General features: G+C 68.4%; 17 protein-coding genes and 1 tRNA gene. 9 read left to right on the top strand and 9 right to left on the bottom strand.

Translation table 11 applies throughout. From position 1 onward, the window contains the following. Positions 1–18 precede the first annotated feature (18 nt). The 3 genes from ABS88_RS06880 to ABS88_RS06870 all read left to right on the top strand — a co-directional run bounded on the left by ABS88_RS06880 (position 19) and on the right by ABS88_RS06870 (position 3,330). Positions 19–2,877, top strand: a complete 2,859-nt coding sequence (locus ABS88_RS06880) for a CHAT domain-containing tetratricopeptide repeat protein (protein ID WP_148650934.1) — start codon at positions 19–21, stop codon at positions 2,875–2,877. Between the two features lie 132 nt (positions 2,878–3,009). Further along, positions 3,010–3,083 (top strand) — tRNA-Gly (locus ABS88_RS06875). Between the two features lie 88 nt (positions 3,084–3,171). Then, positions 3,172–3,330, top strand: a complete 159-nt coding sequence (locus tag ABS88_RS06870) for a hypothetical protein (protein ID WP_158682342.1) — start codon at positions 3,172–3,174, stop codon at positions 3,328–3,330. Here the strand turns inward: ABS88_RS06870 and ABS88_RS06865 are convergent. After that, entirely contained in the window at positions 3,303–4,061 is a 759-nt protein-coding gene (locus ABS88_RS06865; RefSeq protein WP_067186389.1) for a competence/damage-inducible protein A, read from the bottom strand. The genes ABS88_RS06870 and ABS88_RS06865 overlap by 28 nt on opposite strands. A gap of 68 nt (positions 4,062–4,129) precedes the next feature. On the opposite strand from ABS88_RS06865, the gene ABS88_RS06860 reads away from it, so the two are divergent. Beyond that, entirely contained in the window at positions 4,130–4,765 is a 636-nt protein-coding gene (locus ABS88_RS06860) for a glutathione S-transferase family protein (RefSeq protein WP_067186390.1), read from the top strand. Positions 4,766–4,841: 76 nt separating this feature from the next. On the opposite strand, the gene ABS88_RS06855 is transcribed toward ABS88_RS06860, so the two are convergent. Continuing rightward, the gene (locus ABS88_RS06855) at positions 4,842–5,570 is read right to left on the bottom strand and encodes a Bax inhibitor-1/YccA family protein (protein ID WP_067105949.1); all 729 of its coding nucleotides are present in this window, start codon (positions 5,568–5,570) and stop codon (positions 4,842–4,844) included. A gap of 171 nt (positions 5,571–5,741) precedes the next feature. Between ABS88_RS06855 and thpR the strand changes: the two genes are divergently transcribed. Beyond that, on the top strand, positions 5,742–6,284 hold the full coding sequence (gene thpR / locus ABS88_RS06850; protein ID WP_067187202.1) for an RNA 2',3'-cyclic phosphodiesterase: 543 nt from the start codon (positions 5,742–5,744) through the stop codon (positions 6,282–6,284). On the opposite strand, the gene ABS88_RS06845 is transcribed toward thpR, so the two are convergent. Continuing rightward, the gene (locus ABS88_RS06845; RefSeq protein WP_067186392.1) at positions 6,266–6,739 is read right to left on the bottom strand and encodes a low molecular weight protein-tyrosine-phosphatase; all 474 of its coding nucleotides are present in this window, start codon (positions 6,737–6,739) and stop codon (positions 6,266–6,268) included. The genes thpR and ABS88_RS06845 overlap by 19 nt on opposite strands. A gap of 118 nt (positions 6,740–6,857) precedes the next feature. Between ABS88_RS06845 and ABS88_RS06840 the strand changes: the two genes are divergently transcribed. Further along, complete coding sequence (locus ABS88_RS06840; RefSeq protein WP_067186394.1) at positions 6,858–8,456, top strand: spinster family MFS transporter; 1,599 nt, start codon at positions 6,858–6,860, stop codon at positions 8,454–8,456. Between the two features lie 199 nt (positions 8,457–8,655). Here the strand turns inward: ABS88_RS06840 and ABS88_RS06835 are convergent, their stop codons facing one another. The 6 genes from ABS88_RS06835 to ABS88_RS06810 form a co-directional block, all read right to left on the bottom strand. Beyond that, positions 8,656–9,225: a superoxide dismutase family protein gene (locus ABS88_RS06835; protein WP_076077326.1), complete on the bottom strand. Its 570-nt coding sequence runs from the start codon at positions 9,223–9,225 to the stop codon at positions 8,656–8,658. Positions 9,226–9,292: 67 nt separating this feature from the next. Then, the gene (locus tag ABS88_RS06830; protein WP_067186396.1) at positions 9,293–10,603 is read right to left on the bottom strand and encodes a UDP-glucose dehydrogenase family protein; all 1,311 of its coding nucleotides are present in this window, start codon (positions 10,601–10,603) and stop codon (positions 9,293–9,295) included. Between the two features lie 147 nt (positions 10,604–10,750). Next, positions 10,751–11,176: an ExbD/TolR family protein gene (locus ABS88_RS06825; RefSeq protein ID WP_067105956.1), complete on the bottom strand. Its 426-nt coding sequence runs from the start codon at positions 11,174–11,176 to the stop codon at positions 10,751–10,753. Between the two features lie 35 nt (positions 11,177–11,211). Further along, positions 11,212–11,730, bottom strand: coding sequence for an ExbD/TolR family protein (locus ABS88_RS06820; RefSeq protein WP_067105958.1), 519 nt, complete (start codon positions 11,728–11,730; stop codon positions 11,212–11,214). Between the two features lie 98 nt (positions 11,731–11,828). Further along, entirely contained in the window at positions 11,829–12,587 is a 759-nt protein-coding gene (locus tag ABS88_RS06815) for a MotA/TolQ/ExbB proton channel family protein (protein ID WP_067106044.1), read from the bottom strand. 123 nt (positions 12,588–12,710) lie between these two features. After that, a complete protein-coding gene (locus tag ABS88_RS06810; protein WP_067105960.1) occupies positions 12,711–13,367 on the bottom strand; it encodes an energy transducer TonB in 657 nt (218 codons plus the stop codon). Positions 13,368–13,711: 344 nt separating this feature from the next. Between ABS88_RS06810 and ABS88_RS06805 the strand changes: the two genes are divergently transcribed. The 3 genes from ABS88_RS06805 to glpX all read left to right on the top strand — a co-directional run bounded on the left by ABS88_RS06805 (position 13,712) and on the right by glpX (position 17,279). Next, complete coding sequence (locus ABS88_RS06805) at positions 13,712–14,521, top strand: hypothetical protein (protein ID WP_067186398.1); 810 nt, start codon at positions 13,712–13,714, stop codon at positions 14,519–14,521. A gap of 129 nt (positions 14,522–14,650) precedes the next feature. Then, complete coding sequence (locus ABS88_RS06800) at positions 14,651–15,970, top strand: homoserine dehydrogenase (RefSeq protein WP_286749474.1); 1,320 nt, start codon at positions 14,651–14,653, stop codon at positions 15,968–15,970. A gap of 337 nt (positions 15,971–16,307) precedes the next feature. Further along, positions 16,308–17,279 carry a class II fructose-bisphosphatase gene (gene glpX / locus ABS88_RS06795; RefSeq protein ID WP_067186401.1) on the top strand — a complete coding sequence of 324 codons (972 nt, stop codon included), beginning with the start codon at positions 16,308–16,310 and terminating at the stop codon, positions 17,277–17,279. Positions 17,280–17,284 lie beyond the last annotated feature (5 nt).

Genomic DNA, 17,284 nt, shown 5'->3' with positions numbered 1-17,284 from the left:
ACCAAAAGGGGGGACGCAATGACCAGGGGAATGGGCAAGAGGCCCGCGCGCGCGGCGCTGTTGGCGGTGGGCCTGGCATGGAGCGCCGCCGCGCCGGCCGCCCCCGCCGCCGCGCTCGACCGCCCGCCCGACCGCACAAGGCTCGACGCGCTGATCGCGCGTTTCGAGGCCGCCGATTCGGAAGCCGACCCCGCCGCCTATCGCGCCGCCGCGGCCGACGCGCTCGCCGAGGCGCGCCGGCTCTATCCCCCGGACCATCCCGAAATCGCCGCGCGCTCGCTCTACGTCGCGATGGGACGCGCGGCGGCCGGGGAGATGGACCAGGCGCTTGCCGAGGCGGACCGGATCATCCCGATCCTCGCCGCCGCCCCCGCCTATCGCGCGGACTGGCGCAACGCGCTGAACCTGCGGGCCTATATCCTCAATTTCAAGGGCGATCACGCCGCGTCGCTGGCGATCAACGAACGGCTGGTCGCGGACTATGCCGCCAATCCCGCGGGCGTCGCGCCGCGCGACCATGCCACCACCCTGTCCAATCTCGCCGCCTCCTATCTGGAGCATGGGCGGCTCGACGATGCGCTGGAGCGCAATGCCGAAGCGATCGCGGTCGGTCTGACGCTGGATCCGGTGCCGGGCGACGTCGCGATCTGGAACGCCAACCGCGTCGTCTACCTCTATTCGTCGGGACGCACCGAGGAAGCGATCGCGACCGCGCAGGAGGCGATCGGACGCCTCGGCAACGCGATCGGGGCCGATCACCCGATGATGGCCAACCTCTATGCCAATCTGGGCGCGATCCTGTTCCGGCTGAACCGGCCGCACGATGCGATGCCGATGATCCGCCGCGCCTATGAGCTGATCGAGAAAGCGGGCGGCGGCCCCAACCAGAACAGCGCGGCGATGCGCGTGCAGTTCGCGCAGGCGCTGATCCGCGCCGGCCAATATGACGACGCCATCGCCTTTCTCGACGCCGCGACGCCGATCATCGATGCGCAGCTCGGCGCGGAGAGCGACCGCGCGCTCGCCGCGCGCGACACGCGGCTGATCGCGCTGATCGCCACCGGCCATGGCGCCGAGGCTGAGGCGCTGGCGCGCGGCCTAATCGCCGTCCGCGACGCGCGCCTGCCAGAGGGGCACCGCGACCGCGCCAACGCCCGCGACAATCTGGCGAAGGCGGCCTTCGCGAACGGCGACTGGGCCGCGGCGGCGGGCGCCGCGCGCGAAGCGGTGGCGCTGCGCACCGGGATGCTGCCGCCCGATCATCCCGACCTGCTGCTCGGCCGCGCGCTGCTGCTGCGCGCCGAGGATCGCGGCGATGCCCGGCCGGCCACCGATCTGGTCGCCGACGCGCGCGCGCTGTTCGATGCGCTAACCGGCAATGCCCATCTCGCGCGCGGCTCGGCGCAGGCGGAGCGGCAGCGCCCGGCCTATGGCTGGCTGGCGGAGATTTTCGCACGGCGCGGCGCGGTCGAGGATGCGTTCGAGGCGCAGCAATGGGCGGCGCGCAGCAGCCTCGACGATGCGCTCGCCGTCGCCGCCAGCGAACGCGCCGCCGCCGCCGATCCGGCGCTGGCCGCCATCGCGGGGAAGCGCCGCCAGCTCCTCGCCGCGCGCCAGGGACTGGAAGCGAAGCTCGACGCCAATCTGATGCGCCCGGATGCCGCCTTCGACCTCGCGGGCCTGACCCGCGAGCTGGACGGTAACCGGCAGGCGATCGCCGCGCTCGACGCCACGCTGACGCTCGATCAGCGGGCGGCGCTCCTCTTCATGCCGTCGCGGCTGGCGGATCTCGAAGCGGCGGGTTCGCGCGCGGCCGCAACCGTCATGATCACCGACCTTGGCGGACCCTGGCTCGTCACCGCGGCCGGCGGCGGCAAGGCGCAGCAATATCTGATCGCCGCCGACGCACCGGTCGACGCGCTCGTCGGCCGGTTGCGTGCCTCGATCGACGCGGGCGAGAAGGACGCCTTCGACCGCGCTGCCGCCGCCGAACTTCATGCCCGCCTCTTTCCCGGCGCGACGGCGAAATGGCTCGCCGCGACGCGCAGGCTGGCCGTGATCGCCAACGGATCGCTCGGCGCCCTGCCGTTCGGGCTGCTCGTTCCCGACGCCGGGAAGCCCGGCTATCTGGCCGACCGGACGACGGTCAGCCGGATGGTGCGCGCGCCGCGCGCGGGCGACGCCGGGCCCGATGCCGGGCCGGCGGGTGCGGTGCTGATCGGCCTCGGCGGGGTCGAGAGCGGGCGCGCCGGGACGCTGATGGCGATGCGGTCGGCAGGGACGGCGCGCGCGATCGACGAGCTGCCCGCACTGCCCGGCGCGCCGCGCGAACTGGCGGCGCTGGCCGCGGCGCTGGGCGACGACGGCGCGCGGCTGCTGATCGGCGACGACGCGACCGAGGCGCAGCTTCGGGCGATGCCGGTACCGCAGGGCGCGGTGCTCGCCTTCGCCACCCACGGCCTGCTGTCGGGCGAGCTCGACGGGCTCGACGAACCCGCGCTGCTGCTGACCCCGGCGGGCGGCGACGACGGCCTGCTCAAGCCCAGCGAGATCGGCGGGATGACTCTGCCGGCCCGGCTCGTCATCCTGTCGGCATGCAACACCGCGGGGGCGGCGGGAACCGACCGCCCGCAGCTGTCGGGCTTGGTCGAGGGCTTCTTTCTCGCCGGGGCCGAGCGGGTGATGGCCAGTCACTGGCCGGTCCGCGACGATATCGCGCGGCGGTTGTCGGTCGGCATGGTCAAGGGGATGCGCGCGGGCGAGGATCCCCCCGCCGCGCTGCGCGCCGCCATCGCGGCGGTCCGCACCGGCCGCGACGGCGAACCCCGCGCCGATCACCCCGCGCTCTGGGCCCCCTTCGAGCTCTTCTCGCGCTGAACGGGTGCGGGCCGCAGCCGCATTCTGTGGATTGACCGGCGCCCGCTTTGGCGGCAAAGGCGACGCATCGCGAAGGCAACCGTGAAACGCACTGTGAAACAGCAAGCGAGCTAACGGTTAAGCCTTTGAAACGCGGGTGTAGCTCAATGGTAGAGCAGAAGCTTCCCAAGCTTACGACGAGGGTTCGATTCCCTTCACCCGCTCCATCTTGACGACTGCGCGCGGGCGCTGATGGTTGAAAAAACCCAGAAAACTGACTATTTTTGGGCATTCTCTGGCTCCCGGTGATTGCCGATGGTCGCGCGCTTCGGCGACCGCGACGCCGCGACGTTCGGCGCCTTCGTCGCGGCGGCCTTCGGCCTGCTCGCCGTCGCGATGCTGCGCCGCCTGCCGCGCGTTACGCGGTCGGCGGGCGAGACGGGCGATCAGATGCCGCCGTCGGTCACCGCATAGCCCGCCGCCTCGATCGCCACGGTGAGCGCCGCGACGCAAGCGGCGACGGCCGCGCCGTCGGTCGAGCGGATGACGAAATTGGCGCCGGTGCGTCCCTCGCGGAAAAAGGGATAGCTGCCGATCGCGACGCCGGCATGATCGCGCTCGGCCGCGCGCAGGACGTCGGCGATCTCACTTTCGGGCGCCCAGGCGCCGATCGTGTGTGCGACCAGCGGCGCGCCGCCCTCGAGCGTACCGGTCAGCGCATCGAGCATCCCCGCGGTGATGTGCGGAACCCCCGCCATCAGGAACAGGTTGCCCAGTCTGATGCCCGGCGCGCCCGACATGCGGTTGGGGATCAGTTCGGCGCCGTCCGGAACGCGCGCCATGCGCAGCCGCGCCTCGGTCAGCCCGCCGCGCGTGGTGTAATAGCGGTCGAGGATCGCGCGCGCCTCAGGATGGATCACCACCGCGACCTTCAGCGCCTTCGCCACCGCATCGACGGTGATGTCGTCGTGCGTCGGCCCGATGCCGCCGGTGGTGAAGACATAGTCGTAGCGCGCGCGCAACGCGTTCAGCGCGTCGCCGATCTCCGCCTCGTCATCGGGGACAATGCGCACTTCGCGCAGGCGGATCCCCTGCACGTCGAGCCAGGTCGCGATCTGCGCGACATTCTTGTCCTGCGTGCGGCCGGAGAGGATTTCGTCGCCGATCACCAGCACAGCGGCGGTCCAGATGCGTTCGTCGCTCATCCCCTTGCCTTAACCTGCTGCCATGACAAAACAAGGGTGCCGGATATGCCATGAAAGGAAGGTGCGCGATGGCCGCCGAACTGATCTTCTACACCAACCCCATGTCGCGCGGGCAGATCGTCCGATGGATGCTCGAAGAGGTCGGCGCGCCCCATGAAACGCGGCTGCTCGACTATGGGACGACGATGAAGGGCGCCGATTATCTGGCGATCAATCCGATGGGCAAGGTTCCGGCGATCGTCCATGCCGGCAGGACCGTCACCGAATGCGCGGCGATCTGTGCCTATCTGGCCGACGCCTTCCCGGACGCGGGCCTCGCGCCCGCGCCGGTCGATCGCGCCGATTATTACCGCTGGCTCTTCTTCGCCGCCGGGCCGCTCGAACAGGCGATCACCGCAAAGCAGTTCGGGTTCGAACCCGAGGCCGATCAGCAACGGATGGCGGGTTTCGGCTCGCTCGCATCCGTGCTCGAAGCGCTGGAAGGCGCGGTCGCGGGCAAGGCCTTCGTCGCCGGCGACCGCTTCAGCGCCGCCGATGTCTATGTCGGCAGCCAGATCGACTGGGGCCTGCAATTCGGCACCATCCCATCGCGCCCGGCGTTCGAAGCCTATATCGCGCCTCTGCGCGAGCGCACGGGCTACAAGCGCGCGAAGGAGATCGACAATGCGCTGATCGCGGACATGCAGGCGGCGGGGCCGGCCTGAGCGCCACGCCCGACCCGAAAGAAAAAGCCCGGCGGATCGCTCCGCCGGGCTTTCTCCTTTTGCCTCGTGCGTCCGCTTATTCGCGGTTGCCCAGCAGGTTGAGCAGGAAGGTGAACATGTTCACGAAGTCGAGGTAGAGCGTCAGCGCGCCCATCACCACCGACTTGCCGACGAAATCGGTCCCGCGGACATAGAAGTACATGCTCTTGATCTTCTGCGTGTCATAGGCGGTCAGGCCCGCGAAGAGCAGGACGCCGATGATGCTGATCGCCAGGCTCAGCGCGCTCGACTGGACGAACAGGTTGATCAGCATCGCCACCAGGATGCCGACCACGCCCATGATCAGGAAGGTGCCGAAGCCCGACAGATCCTTCTTGGTCGTATAGCCGTAGAGGCTGAGGCCCAGGAAGGCCGCGGCCGTCGCAAAGAAGGTCGTCGCGATCGACGTCTGGGTAAAGGCCAGAAAGATCGTCGACATCGACAGGCCCATGATCGCGGCATAAGCCCAGAACAGCGCCTGCGCCGCGCCGGTCGACAGCTTGTTGATGCCGAAGCTCAGCACCATCACGAACGCCAGCGGCGCCAGCATCACCACCCACATCAGCGGGCTGCCGACCAGCGACAGCGTGAAGCCCGTCGAATAGGCTAGCATTGCGACGATACCGGTCAGCAGGACGCCCGATCCCATATAGTTGTAGACCGACAGCATGTACGACCGCAGGCCGGCATCGACGGCCTGATCCATCCCGCGCGCGGTGCCAGGAAAGCCGGACGCCGCCATATTGGGGTCGTTCCAATTAGCCATTGTTGTTACTCCATATCTGGCCAGGGCATACCGGCCATGGGGGCAATATCGGCATTTCGCGCCGCCGTTTCAAGCGAAACCGGACAAGACGCCATCGGACATTCCCCGCCGCGCCCGCTGCCGCGCGACGAGCGGGATGGCATCGGCCGCCGCCCGGCCTATGCTGGCGCCATGTCCACGCATCGCCTGTTCGTCGCCCTGCGCCCACCGCGCCCGATTCGCGCGATGCTGCTCGCGGCGATGCACGGCGTTTCGGCGGCGCGCTGGCAGGACGACGACCAGTTGCATCTCACCCTGCGCTTCATCGGCGAGGTCGACCACCATCGCGCCGAGGACATCGCCGCGGCGCTCGGCGGCCTGCACGCCTCCGCCGTGACCGCACGCATCGCCGGGGTCGGACTGTTCGAACGGCAGGGACGAGCGCACACGCTATGGGTCGGCGTCGAGCCGCATGCGCCGCTCGCCGCGCTGCATCGCAAGGTCGACCAGCGCCTCGCGCGCGTCGGTCTCGCCCCCGAACCGCGCGCCTTCGTGCCGCACATCACCATCGCGCGCCTGAACCGTGCGGCGGGGCCGGTCGCGGCCTTCCTCGCGCAACACGGCGATCTGGCGAGCCCCGCCTTCGCCTTCGACCATGTCGTCCTCTACGAAAGCGAACTCGGCCATGACGGCTCGCGCTATCATCCGGTCGCGCGCTATTCGCTCGAACCATAGGTCGCGACCAGCGCGGCGGCCACTGCGCTGACATCGTCCCAGGTCGCGGCAAAACCATCCTCCGCGCCATAATAGGGATCGGCGACGCTTTGCCCCGCGCGCCCCGGGACAAGATCGAGCATCAACGCCAGCCGCGCCCTCGCGTCGATCGGCATCAGTGCGCGCGCATCGCGCAGATTGGCCGTATCGGCGGCGAGGATCAGGTCGAAGCGCCGGAAATCCAGGCGCCCGAGCTGGCGGGCGCGCAGGTCGCCGATGTCGATCCCGCGGCGGCGTGCCTCTGCCTGCGCGCGCGGATCGGGGGCGCGGCCGACATGCCAGTCGCCGGTGCCCGCCGAATCGAGCGCCGCCTCGATCCGCGCCGCGGCAAAGGCCGCGCGCGCCGCCCCTTCCGCCAGTGGAGAGCGGCAGATGTTGCCGAGGCAAAGAAAAAGGATTGCGGGCCGGTCGATCATGGTCTGTGTTGGCTCCTGGAAAGAAAATAAAGTTGAACCGGTTTTCAACTTTGCGCGCCCCCATGGCTCTGCTAGCGAAGGCGACAAAGCGATAACGGGTCAGGGAGAGGCTTGCCAGATGGTCGAAACCGCGCGCGACACAGAATCGACCGCTGGCGTAGCGCCGCTTCCTCCTTCACGCTCCTATGCCTGGTATGCGCTCGGCATCCTCTTTCTCGTCTATGTGCTCAATTTCATCGACCGGCAGATCATCACGATCCTCGCGCCCGACCTGAAGCGCGACCTCGGGCTCGATGACGCCGATATCGGCTTTCTCTACGGCACCGCCTTCGCGGTCTTCTATGCGCTGTTCGGAATCCCGCTCGGCCGGCTCGCCGACGCCTGGCACCGCGTCCGGCTGCTCACCGCCGGCCTCGCCATCTGGTCGGCGATGACGGCAGTATCGGGGCTCGCGGCGAACAAGTTCCAGCTTGCCGGGGCGCGCATGGGGGTCGGCATCGGCGAGGCGACCGCCAGCCCCTCGGCCTATTCGCTGATCTCCGACCTGTTCCCGAAGAATATGCGCGCGACCGCGCTCGCCATCTATTCGGCCGGGCTCTATTTCGGCGGCGGCATTTCGCTGATGATCGGCGGCTTCATCGTCGAAGGCTGGAACGAAGCCTATCCGCAGGGCGGCCCCTTCGGGCTCGTCGGCTGGCAGGCGGCGTTCATGGCGGTCGGCATCCCCGGTCTGCTGCTCGCCGCGTGGGTCGCGACGCTGCGCGAACCGGTGCGCGGGCTGGTCGACGGCGTGCCGACCCAGCCTTCGCCGACGCCGTTCAAGGGCTTTTTCGAAGAATTATACGCGGTGATCCCGCCCTTCACCATCCTATCGGCGATGGCGCGCGGCGGGCGGGCGCTGGCGATCAACCTCGGCGCGGCGGCGCTGCTCGCGCTCGGCGCGCTGGCGATGATCCGGCTGACCGGCGCGACGCTGCAATGGATCTGCATCGCCTTCGGCTATTACGCGGTCTTTTCCTGGGCCAGTTCGCTGCGCAGCCGCGACGCCCCGACCTTTCGCCTGATCTGGGAATCGAAGGCGTTCCTCGCCACCATCCTCGGCTATGGCACCGTCGCCTTCATCTCCTATGCGTCGAGCGCCTTCGCGCCGGTCTATGCGCTCGAGGCGCTCGGCGAGGATGCCGGTACGGTCGGTTTCTGGGTCGGCGGCTCGGGCGCGCTCGCCGGCTTCCTGGGGGTCATCCTCGGCGGACGCATGTCGGACCGCTTGCGGTTGCGCAACGAAGCGGGCCGCATCCTCGTGGTCGCCTTCGGCCTGATCGCGCCGATCGTCCCGATCGTGATCGCCTTCACGACGCCGTCGACGCCCGGCAACGGCGATTTCATCCGCTTCACCGTCTTCGCCTCGCTGGGCGGCCTGCTCGCCAGCAGCGCGCTCGGCGCCGCAGCCGCGACGACGCAGGACCTCGTCCTGCCGCGGATGCGCGGCACCGCAACCGCGACCTTCTTCCTCGCAACGACGCTCGTCGGCCTCGCGCTCGGCCCCTATATGGCCGGACAGGTGTCGGCGATGACCGGCAGCCTGTCGACCGGGGTGCTGTCGACGCTGGTCATCGTGCCTTTCGGCCTCGTCGCGCTCGTCATCGCCTATCGGCGCGTTCCCGACGCCGCCGCCCACGTCATCGAGCGCGCGCGCTCGGCGGGCGAACCGGTTTAGAGAATGATCATCCTCGAATAGGATAGCGCCGTGTCCCCGCGCAGACGGGGACCCAGAGCGTTCTGACGCCTGCGCAGGTCTTTCGCCGCTCCAAGCTCCCACCTTCGCGTGAGCACGAAGCTCGGAAAATTTAGAAGGTCACGCCCCGGGAGCGTGGCGCGAGGCCGATCGGCGAGGCGCGGAAATCAGACCGACGCGCTCAGCCCGCCGGTGTCGCGATCACGCCGCAGGCGACGCGCCCGCCGCTGTTGCCCGCCGGGTCGGTCCGCATGTCGTCAGGGCCGGCGTGGATGACGAACGCCGCGCCATCGGCGTCGAGCAGCCCGCCCTCGCCGGTCAGCCGCGATCCGACCATGTGCAGCGTCGCGCGGCCGATCATGCCCGATTCGACGACCAGATTGGGCAGGTCGCCATGGTGGGCACCCATCGGATTGTCGCGGCCGTGCTGCGCGCCGGTCGGGTTCCAGTGCGGTCCGGCGCTGCTGAAATCGGGCGCCGCGCACTGTCCGACCGCATGGACATGCATGCCATAGGTGCCGGGTCCGAAGCCGCGTGCCACGACCTCCAGCCGTAGACCGGACGAATCGCGGAAGATGTCGACGCGCCCGCGGTCCGCGCCGCGCGCGTCGCGCAGTTCGGCATAGGCATCGGGCGTCGGGAGGTTGCTCGACCCGCCTTTGTCCGTCGTGGCGCACCCCGTCAGCGCCAGCGCGCCGAGCGCGACCGTGCTCCAGACCAGACTATGCGCGATCCGCCGATGCTCGATCATTCCGATGCTCCCTTGCTGCCACGGTGCCGCCGGCGTGGACGGACGGCTTCGGTCCGCGATCATGCCCTCATTCGGCGCTGCTTCCAATAGCGATATGGCGGAAACCGTGCCGCAGCACCTCGTCGCGACGATAGATATTGCGCAGGTCGACGAGCAGGCGATCGGCCATGACCCCGCCGAGCCGGCCGAAATCGAGCGCGCGGAACGCATCCCATTCGGTGACGATCGCGACCGCATGCGCGCCGTCGGCCGCGGCATAGGCGCTCTGCTGCATCTCGACCTCGGGCATCATCGGCGCCGCGATGGCCATGCCTTCGGGATCGTAGGCCGTCACCCGCGCGCCCGCGTCGAGTAGCGTCTGGACGATCGCGAGGCTGGGCGAATCGCGCATGTCGTCGGTGTTCGGCTTGAAGGTCAGGCCGAGGAGCGCGACGGTCTTGCCGCGCGCGCTGCCGCCCATCGCCTGGACGATCTTGCGACCCATCGCGCGCTTGCGAAGATCGTTCGCCTGCACCGTCGCCTCGACAAGGCGCAGCGGCACGTCGTGGTCCTGCGCGGTCTTGAGCAGCGCAAGCGTATCCTTGGGGAAGCAGCTTCCGCCATAGCCGGGTCCGGCGTGGAGGAATTTCGCGCCGATGCGGTTGTCGAGCCCGATGCCGCGCGCGACGTCCTGCACCTCGGCGCCGACCGCCTCGCACAGATCGGCGATCTCGTTGATGAAGGTGATCTTGGTCGCGAGGAAGGCATTGGCGGCATATTTGATCAATTCCGCGGTGCGGCGGCGCGTGACGAGAATCGGCGCCTCGTTGAGGAACAGCGGGCGATAGACTTCGCGCAGCACCGCCTCACCGCGCGCATCCTCGGTACCGATCACGATGCGGTCGGGGCGCTTGAAGTCGCCGATCGCCGCGCCTTCGCGCAGGAATTCGGGGTTGGAAGCGACGCTGTGCGCACGCGCCGGCGCGCCCTCGCGCAGGATGCGCTCGACTTCATCACCGGTGCCGACGGGAACGGTCGACTTGGTGACGATCACGCAGTCATGGTCAAGTGTTGCGGCCAGTTCCTCGGCGGCGCCGAAGACATAGGACAGGTCGGCGTGGCCGTCGCCGCGCCGCGACGGCGTGCCGACCGCGATGAACACCGCGTCGGCACCGGCGACGGCCGTCGCCAGATCGGTGGTGAAGGATAGGTGCCCCGCCGCGACATTGGCGGCGACGAGCGCGTCGAGACCAGGCTCGTAGATCGGCATACGGCCCGCGTGCAGCGCATCGATCTTGCTTTCGTCCTTGTCGACGCAGACGACGTCGTGCCCGAAATCGGAGAAACAGGCCCCGGAAACCAGACCGACATAGCCGGTTCCGATCATGGCGATCTTCATGGGCGCTTACCTCTTGTCCTAACTGCCGTGGGATGCCCCGCACCGGTGCGGGCGGATGGCGCGTCCTTAAGGCGAAAAGACGCAAAGAAAAAGGGCCGCGAATGACTTCGCGGCCCCGTTCTCTTTGCGGCTCGCGCCGATCAGCGATCAGAAGGCGCGGGCATATTGCTCGTTGCCGACGAAGCCGAGCTTGCCGACGCCGCTGCGCTTGATGACAGCCATCACGCGATCGACGACGATATAGCGAGCATAGGGGTCGGGCTGCACCTGCAACTCGGGCTCGACCGGCAACGTCTTGGTCTGCTCGAGATACTGGGTGAGTTGCGCCAGATCGACCGGCGTCCCGTTCCAGGTGATCGTCCCGGCCGGGTCGATCATGATCTTGTTCTTTTCCGGATCAACATTGGTCGGCGCGTCGTTGGGCACCGGCAGATCGATCTTTACCGCGTGGGTCTGGACCGGGATGGTGATGATGAACATGATGAGGAGCACGAGCATGACGTCGATCAGCGGCGTCATGTTCACTTCCATCATCGGTTCGTCATTGCCGTCTTCCCTCACAGCTGCGGACATGGCGTTATTCCTTCAAACTAGGGGGGATCGCGCCTTTAGAGGCGGCCCAGCGTGGCCGAACCAGGCGCAGGCTCGGAAATGAACCCGATCTTCTGGAAACCGGCATATTGCATCGTGTAGATCACCCCGCCGATGCACTGGTACGGCGTGTTGACGTCGCCGCGGATATGCACTTCGGGGAAATTCTCTTCGGTAATGTTCTGCACGCCGCCGATCTTCTCGATCAGATCCTCGAGCTTCTTCTGCCCGCGTTCGAGCAGCTGCCGCGAATCGACCGGGGTCCGGCCCCAATAGACTTCGCACGACGCGCTGTCGGCGTTGGGCTGGCCATCGCCGTCGGTGTCCGCCGAGCGGACCGAGATATTGACGTTCTCGGGCTTGGTCGTCGTGGGTTCGAAAGGCACGTCGGGCAGTTTGAGGTTCACCGTCTCCAACACCACGGGAACCGTGATGAGGAAGATGATGAGCAGCACCAGCATGATGTCCACGAGCGGAATCACGTTGATTTCCGACATCGGGGCCTCATCGCTAATTTCACCTACACTCATCGCCATAGGATCAGCATCCTGTCACAAATTGATTTCGTGGGACGACCCGGCGCCCGCCGACCTGCCCTGACGGCAGGAGCGCCGGACGTCGGTTCGCCGAATCCTCAGGCCTTCTTCGGCGCCGCAGCCGGAGCAGCCGGCTTGCCGGCCGGGGCGGGCGCGACGGGGCGCACCTGGCCGCCCGACATGATCGAGCCGAGAACGTCGTTCGAGAAGGTCGACAGGCTGCGCGAGATCGCCTTGTTGCGGCTCTGCAGCCAGTTGAACGCGAGCACCGCGGGAACCGCCACGATCAGACCGATCGCGGTCATGATCAGCGCTTCGCCGACCGGGCCGGCGACGGTGTCGATCGAGGCCTGGCCCGACGCACCGATCTTCACCAGCGCGCGGAGAATACCGATAACCGTACCGAACAGGCCGACGAACGGCGCGGTCGAACCCACGGTGGCGAGGAAGGACAGGCCGCCGTTGAGCTTCGAGTTGATGTGGCCCTGCGACCGCTCGAGCGTGCCGTGCATCCAGTCGTGCGCCTCGATCGGGTTGGTCAGCTTGCCATGCTCTTCATGCGCACGCAGGCCGTCCTCGACCACCTGGCGGTAGGCACTGTTCTTCTCGAGCTTCGCGGCGCCCTCGGCGAGCGTCGGGGCGCGCCAGAAATTGGCGGTGACCGTCTTGCCCTGGCTCATCACCTTGTTCTGCTCGAACAGCTTGGTGAACAGGATGTAGAGCGATCCGACGAACATGATCAGCAGCACGAGGAAGGTGAGCTGCGACACGATGCCGCCTTCGCACAGCGCCGGGATGAGGCCGTAGGGGCTCTCGCCCTCGCCGACGGTGCACATCGATGCCGGCATCAGGGTCATCCCCGTCGGGGCATGGCCACCCGCCGCAGCGGCATTTGCGATCAGATTAAGCATTGGTTATTCCCTCTCAAAAATCGTGATATTCATGAAAGCTGATGTTGCCTGTGGCCGACACGCGCAGGATTACTGCGGAATCTGCCACCGGATACGGTTGCTGTAGGAGCCGCCCTTCGGATTGCCCTCGCGGTCCTTGCCCGGGTTGAAGCGGGCGCGGCGCGTGATGAGCTTGCAGGTCTCGGCATCGAGGTCGGAATGGCCGCTCGACGAGGTCACGTCGCACGAGGTCACGCGACCATCGGCACCGTAACTGACGCGGAAACCCGTGGTGCCTTCGCGGCCTTCACGCATTGCGCGCGCCGGATAGTCGTCGTTGGTCGCCCAACGCCCGGGGTTGCCCTTCGGCGTCCCTTCCTGACTGAGATCGGGGGCCGGCGGAGCCGGCGGAGCCGCAGGCGGAACATAGATCGGCGGCGGCGGAGCCGGCGGAGCCTTCGGCACCGACTGGATCACGTTCGACGTCACCGGCGGCGGAATCGGCGACGGAGGCGTCACCACCGGCGGCGGCGGCGGAAGCTTGTTGTCCGGCGGCGGCGGCGGCGGCGGTTCTTCCGGCGGCGGCGGTTCGTTGACGTCCACGACGTCCAGTTTCTCGGCGAGTTTCTTGACGATGCTGATATTCAGGCCGTTGACCAGGCCATAACCCAGAACTGCCGTAAACAGACCAACCAAGACAATCGCCACTACCCTGTTTTTAGGGTCGACATTATCACCATAAGCCATTCAGGGACGACGCTCCTTGCTAGATCATCCTGACACCAAAAATCCTTCCCGACGGGTTGGGTTGCCAACATGCCCGGATAATTTCCGATCCATTCCGCGAGACCCGACGGTTAGCAGCCGGCATGTTCTGTTCTTGCCGGACGCTTCGTCGCCCGTCCTATCGTGGTGGCGGCAAGTTCGCAAACCCTTTATCAGCGGTTAATGTGCCATAGCCCAATGCAGGGTTTCCGCGCGCCTTTCGAGCGCCCCGACAAACAGAAACGGATCGATCCATGCGCATGACTCCGCCCGCCATCGCCGCTCTCCTCGCTTTGATAAGCTCCGGAATCCCTAGCGTTTTTGCCATGGAGCAACCGGCACCCGCGGTCGCCGCCGCCGCCAGTCCCTACAGCTATGCGGACCTCGCCGACCTTGCCGTCGCGGCGCCGATGGCGATCCACGCGCGCATCCGGAAGGCCGCGGCGCTGAAGCCCGAACAGGCCCCGGGGCTCGCCGCGGGCCATGTGCGATTCTTCATCGAAGCCGATGTGGTCAGCCTGATTCGCGGCTCCGGACCGCTCGCCGCGCGCATCTCCTACCTCGTCGACCTGCCGCTCGCGGCAAACGGCAAGGCGCCGAAGCTGAAGAGCAAGCAGCCCGTCCTGATCTTCGCGCGCCCGGTCGCAAGCGGCACGACGACCGACACCGGCAGCGTCCGCCTCGTCGCGCCCGACGCGCAGCTCGCGTGGGACCCCGCGACCGAGGCGCGGCTGCGCGCGATCCTGACCGAGCTCGTCAAACCCGGCGCCCCGCCCGCGATCACCGGCATCGCCAACGGCTTCCACGTCCCCGGCACGCTACCTGGCGAGGGCGAGACGCAATTGTTCCTCAACACCGCGACGGGCGATCCGGTTTCGCTGACCGTCATCACCGCCGCCGATGGATCGCGCCGCTGGGCGGCCGCCTTCGGGGAGATCGTCGACGGGTCGGCGGCGGTGCCGCGCCGCGACACGCTCGCCTGGTACCGCCTCGCCTGCGGCCTGCCCAAGGCGCTGCCGCTCGACAAGCTGGCGGGCACCGCGCCCGAGGACCGCAAGAAGGCCGCCGCCGACTATGCGATGATCCTCGGCGCGCTCGGCGAATGCACGCGGACCCGCGCACCCGTCGGCGGCTGACGCCCCGTAGCCGCCGCGACGGCGCGAACAGAAATTCTATCGCGCTTGTTCCCTTGTTTCCGCCGGAAAAGCCGATAGGGGGCGCTGGCAACGGCGGGCGATGGCCCGCGCCATCGACGGAGTAGCCGCATGTCCCCCCTTCCCTCTCCCACCGCGTCCCGCCCCCCGCTGCGCGTGGCGCTGGCGGGCATCGGCGTGGTCGGCGGCGGCGTCGTCCGGCTGCTCGAGGCAAACCGCGAGCTGATCGCGCGCCGCGCCGGGCGGGCGATCGAGATCGTCGCGCTGTCGGCGCGCGACCGCCACAAGGACCGCGGCGTCGACCTGTCGGCCTATCGCTGGGAAGACGACATGGGCGCGCTGGTCACTGCCGACGATGTCGATGTCGTCGTCGAGATGGTCGGCGGCGCCGACGGCCCGGCGCTGACCCTCGCGCGCGCCGCGCTCGGCGCGGGCAAGGCGCTCGTCACCGCGAACAAGGCGATGATCGCGCATCACGGGCTGGATCTCGCGCGGCTGGCCGAGGCGCGCGACACGCCGCTCAAATATGAAGCCGCGGTCGCGGGCGGCATCCCGGTGATCAAGGCGCTGCGCGAAGGCGCGTCGGCGAACCAGATCGCGCGCGTCTACGGCATCCTCAACGGCACCTGCAATTATATCCTGACGCTGATGGAGCGCGAGCGCGCGAGCTTCGCCGACGCGCTCGCCGCCGCGCAGGCCGAAGGCTATGCCGAGGCCGACCCGACCTTCGACGTCGACGGCATCGACGCCGCGCACAAGCTGTCGATCCTCGCCGCGCTCTGCTTCGGGACGAAGCTCGATATCGGCGCGGTCACCGCGACCGGCATCCGCGGCCTGATCGCCGCCGATATCCGCGAGGCCGAAGCGCTCGGCCATCGCGTGCGGCTGATCGGCATGGCCGAGCGCGACGAGACCGGCCTCTATCAGCATGTCCAGCCGTGCCTCGTGCCCGCCGACCACCCGCTCGCCTATGTCCCCGGCGCGCTCAACGCCGTGGTCGCGGAGGGCAATTTCGTCGGGCGGCTGTTCTTCGAGGGCGCGGGCGCGGGCGCGGGGCCGACGGCATCGGCGATCGTCGCCGATATCATCGACATCGCGCGCGACGAATATGGGCCGGCTTTCGCGATGCCGGTCGACGCGCTCGATCGGGCCGCCACCGCCGACGCGGGCGCGCGCGTCGGCAAGCATTATGTCCGCCTGGTCGTCGAGGACCGCATCGGCGTCCTCGCCGAGATCGCGACGGCGATGCGCGACGCGGGTGTGTCGATCGAAAGCTTCATCCAGCGCGGCGACGACGCGGACGGCGGCGTCGTGATCGCGCTCGTCACCCACGCCGGCCCGGCCAGCGCGATCCACGCGGCGCTGGCGACGCTGTCGGCGTCGGACCACGTCGTCGGGACGCCGATGCACATGCCGATCCTGGCGCTCTGACACGCCGGAGGCGTGCAGGAAAATCTCACGCGAAGGCGCGAAGAAGTCGCTCTTGCCGCGAAGCGGCTTTTTGTCCAGCCATGCGGCAAGACGCGCCGCTGAAAGAAAAGGGGGCCTTACGGCCCAACTCTTCTCCTTCGCGTCTTCGCGTGAAACCCATATGGCGCGGTGCCGACCACATGCGCCGGCACCGGAAGGCCCATCACCCAGCTGGCAGGGAAAGCCGTCAAGGCGGCTTCGAATCGGGCGAAGCCTTCTCGACAAGCGGCGCGGGCGACCATATGGCGCGCAGCAGGCCCGCGCGGCGCGACACGGATACAGACGGAGAGTCAGGACAATGACGAACAGCAGCAGCAACCTCGACCGGGTGCTCGTGCTCGAAATGGTGCGCGTCACCGAAGCCGCGGCGATCGCTGCCGCGAAGCTGATCGGGCGCGGCGACGAAAAGGCCGCCGACGCCGCCGCGGTCGAGGCGATGCGCGCGGCCTTCAACACGCTCTATATGGACGGCACCGTCGTCATCGGCGAGGGCGAGCGCGACGAGGCGCCGATGCTCTATATCGGCGAGAAGGTCGGCGCCGCCCCCGGCAAGGGGCCGAAGATCGACATCGCGCTCGACCCGCTCGAAGGCACGACGATCACGGCAAAGGCCGGGCCGAACGCGCTCGCGGTGCTCGCGATCGCCGAGGAAGGCTGCCTGCTCAACGCGCCCGACGTCTATATGGACAAGCTGGCGGTCGGCCCCGGCTATTCGCCCGACATCGTCAACTTCGACAACAGCGTGCGCGAGAATGTCGAGGCGATCGCGCGCGAAAAGGGCGTGGCGCCCGCCGACATCATCGTTTGCGTGCTCGACCGGCCGCGCCACGAGGCGCTGATCGCCGAGCTGCGCGCGATCGGCTGCGGCGTCGCGCTGATCCCCGACGGCGACGTCGCCGGCGTGATCGCGACGACCAACCCCGAAACCAACATCGACATCTACATGGGGTCGGGCGGCGCGCCCGAGGGCGTGCTGGCGGCCGCGGCGCTGCGCTGCGTCGGCGGCCAGTTCAAGGGCCGGCTGCTGTTCCGCAACGACGACGAGCGGCAGCGCGCGCGCAAATGGGGGATCGAGAATCTCGACCGCGTCTACGACCTTCAGGATCTGGCGAAGGGCGACGTGATCTTCGCCGCGACCGGCGTCACCGACGGATCGCTGCTGCGCGGCGTCAAGCATCGCCGCGGCGGCATCCTGACCACCGAAAGCATCGTGATGCGCGCCTCGTCGGGCACCGTGCGCTGGGTCAAGGGCGAACACCGCGAGGGGTGAGCGAC

This window comes from Sphingopyxis sp. SCN 67-31, from assembly GCF_001725095.1.
The sequence above is the reverse complement of the archived record's forward strand: the minus strand, read 5'-3'. Positions and strand labels throughout refer to the sequence as shown.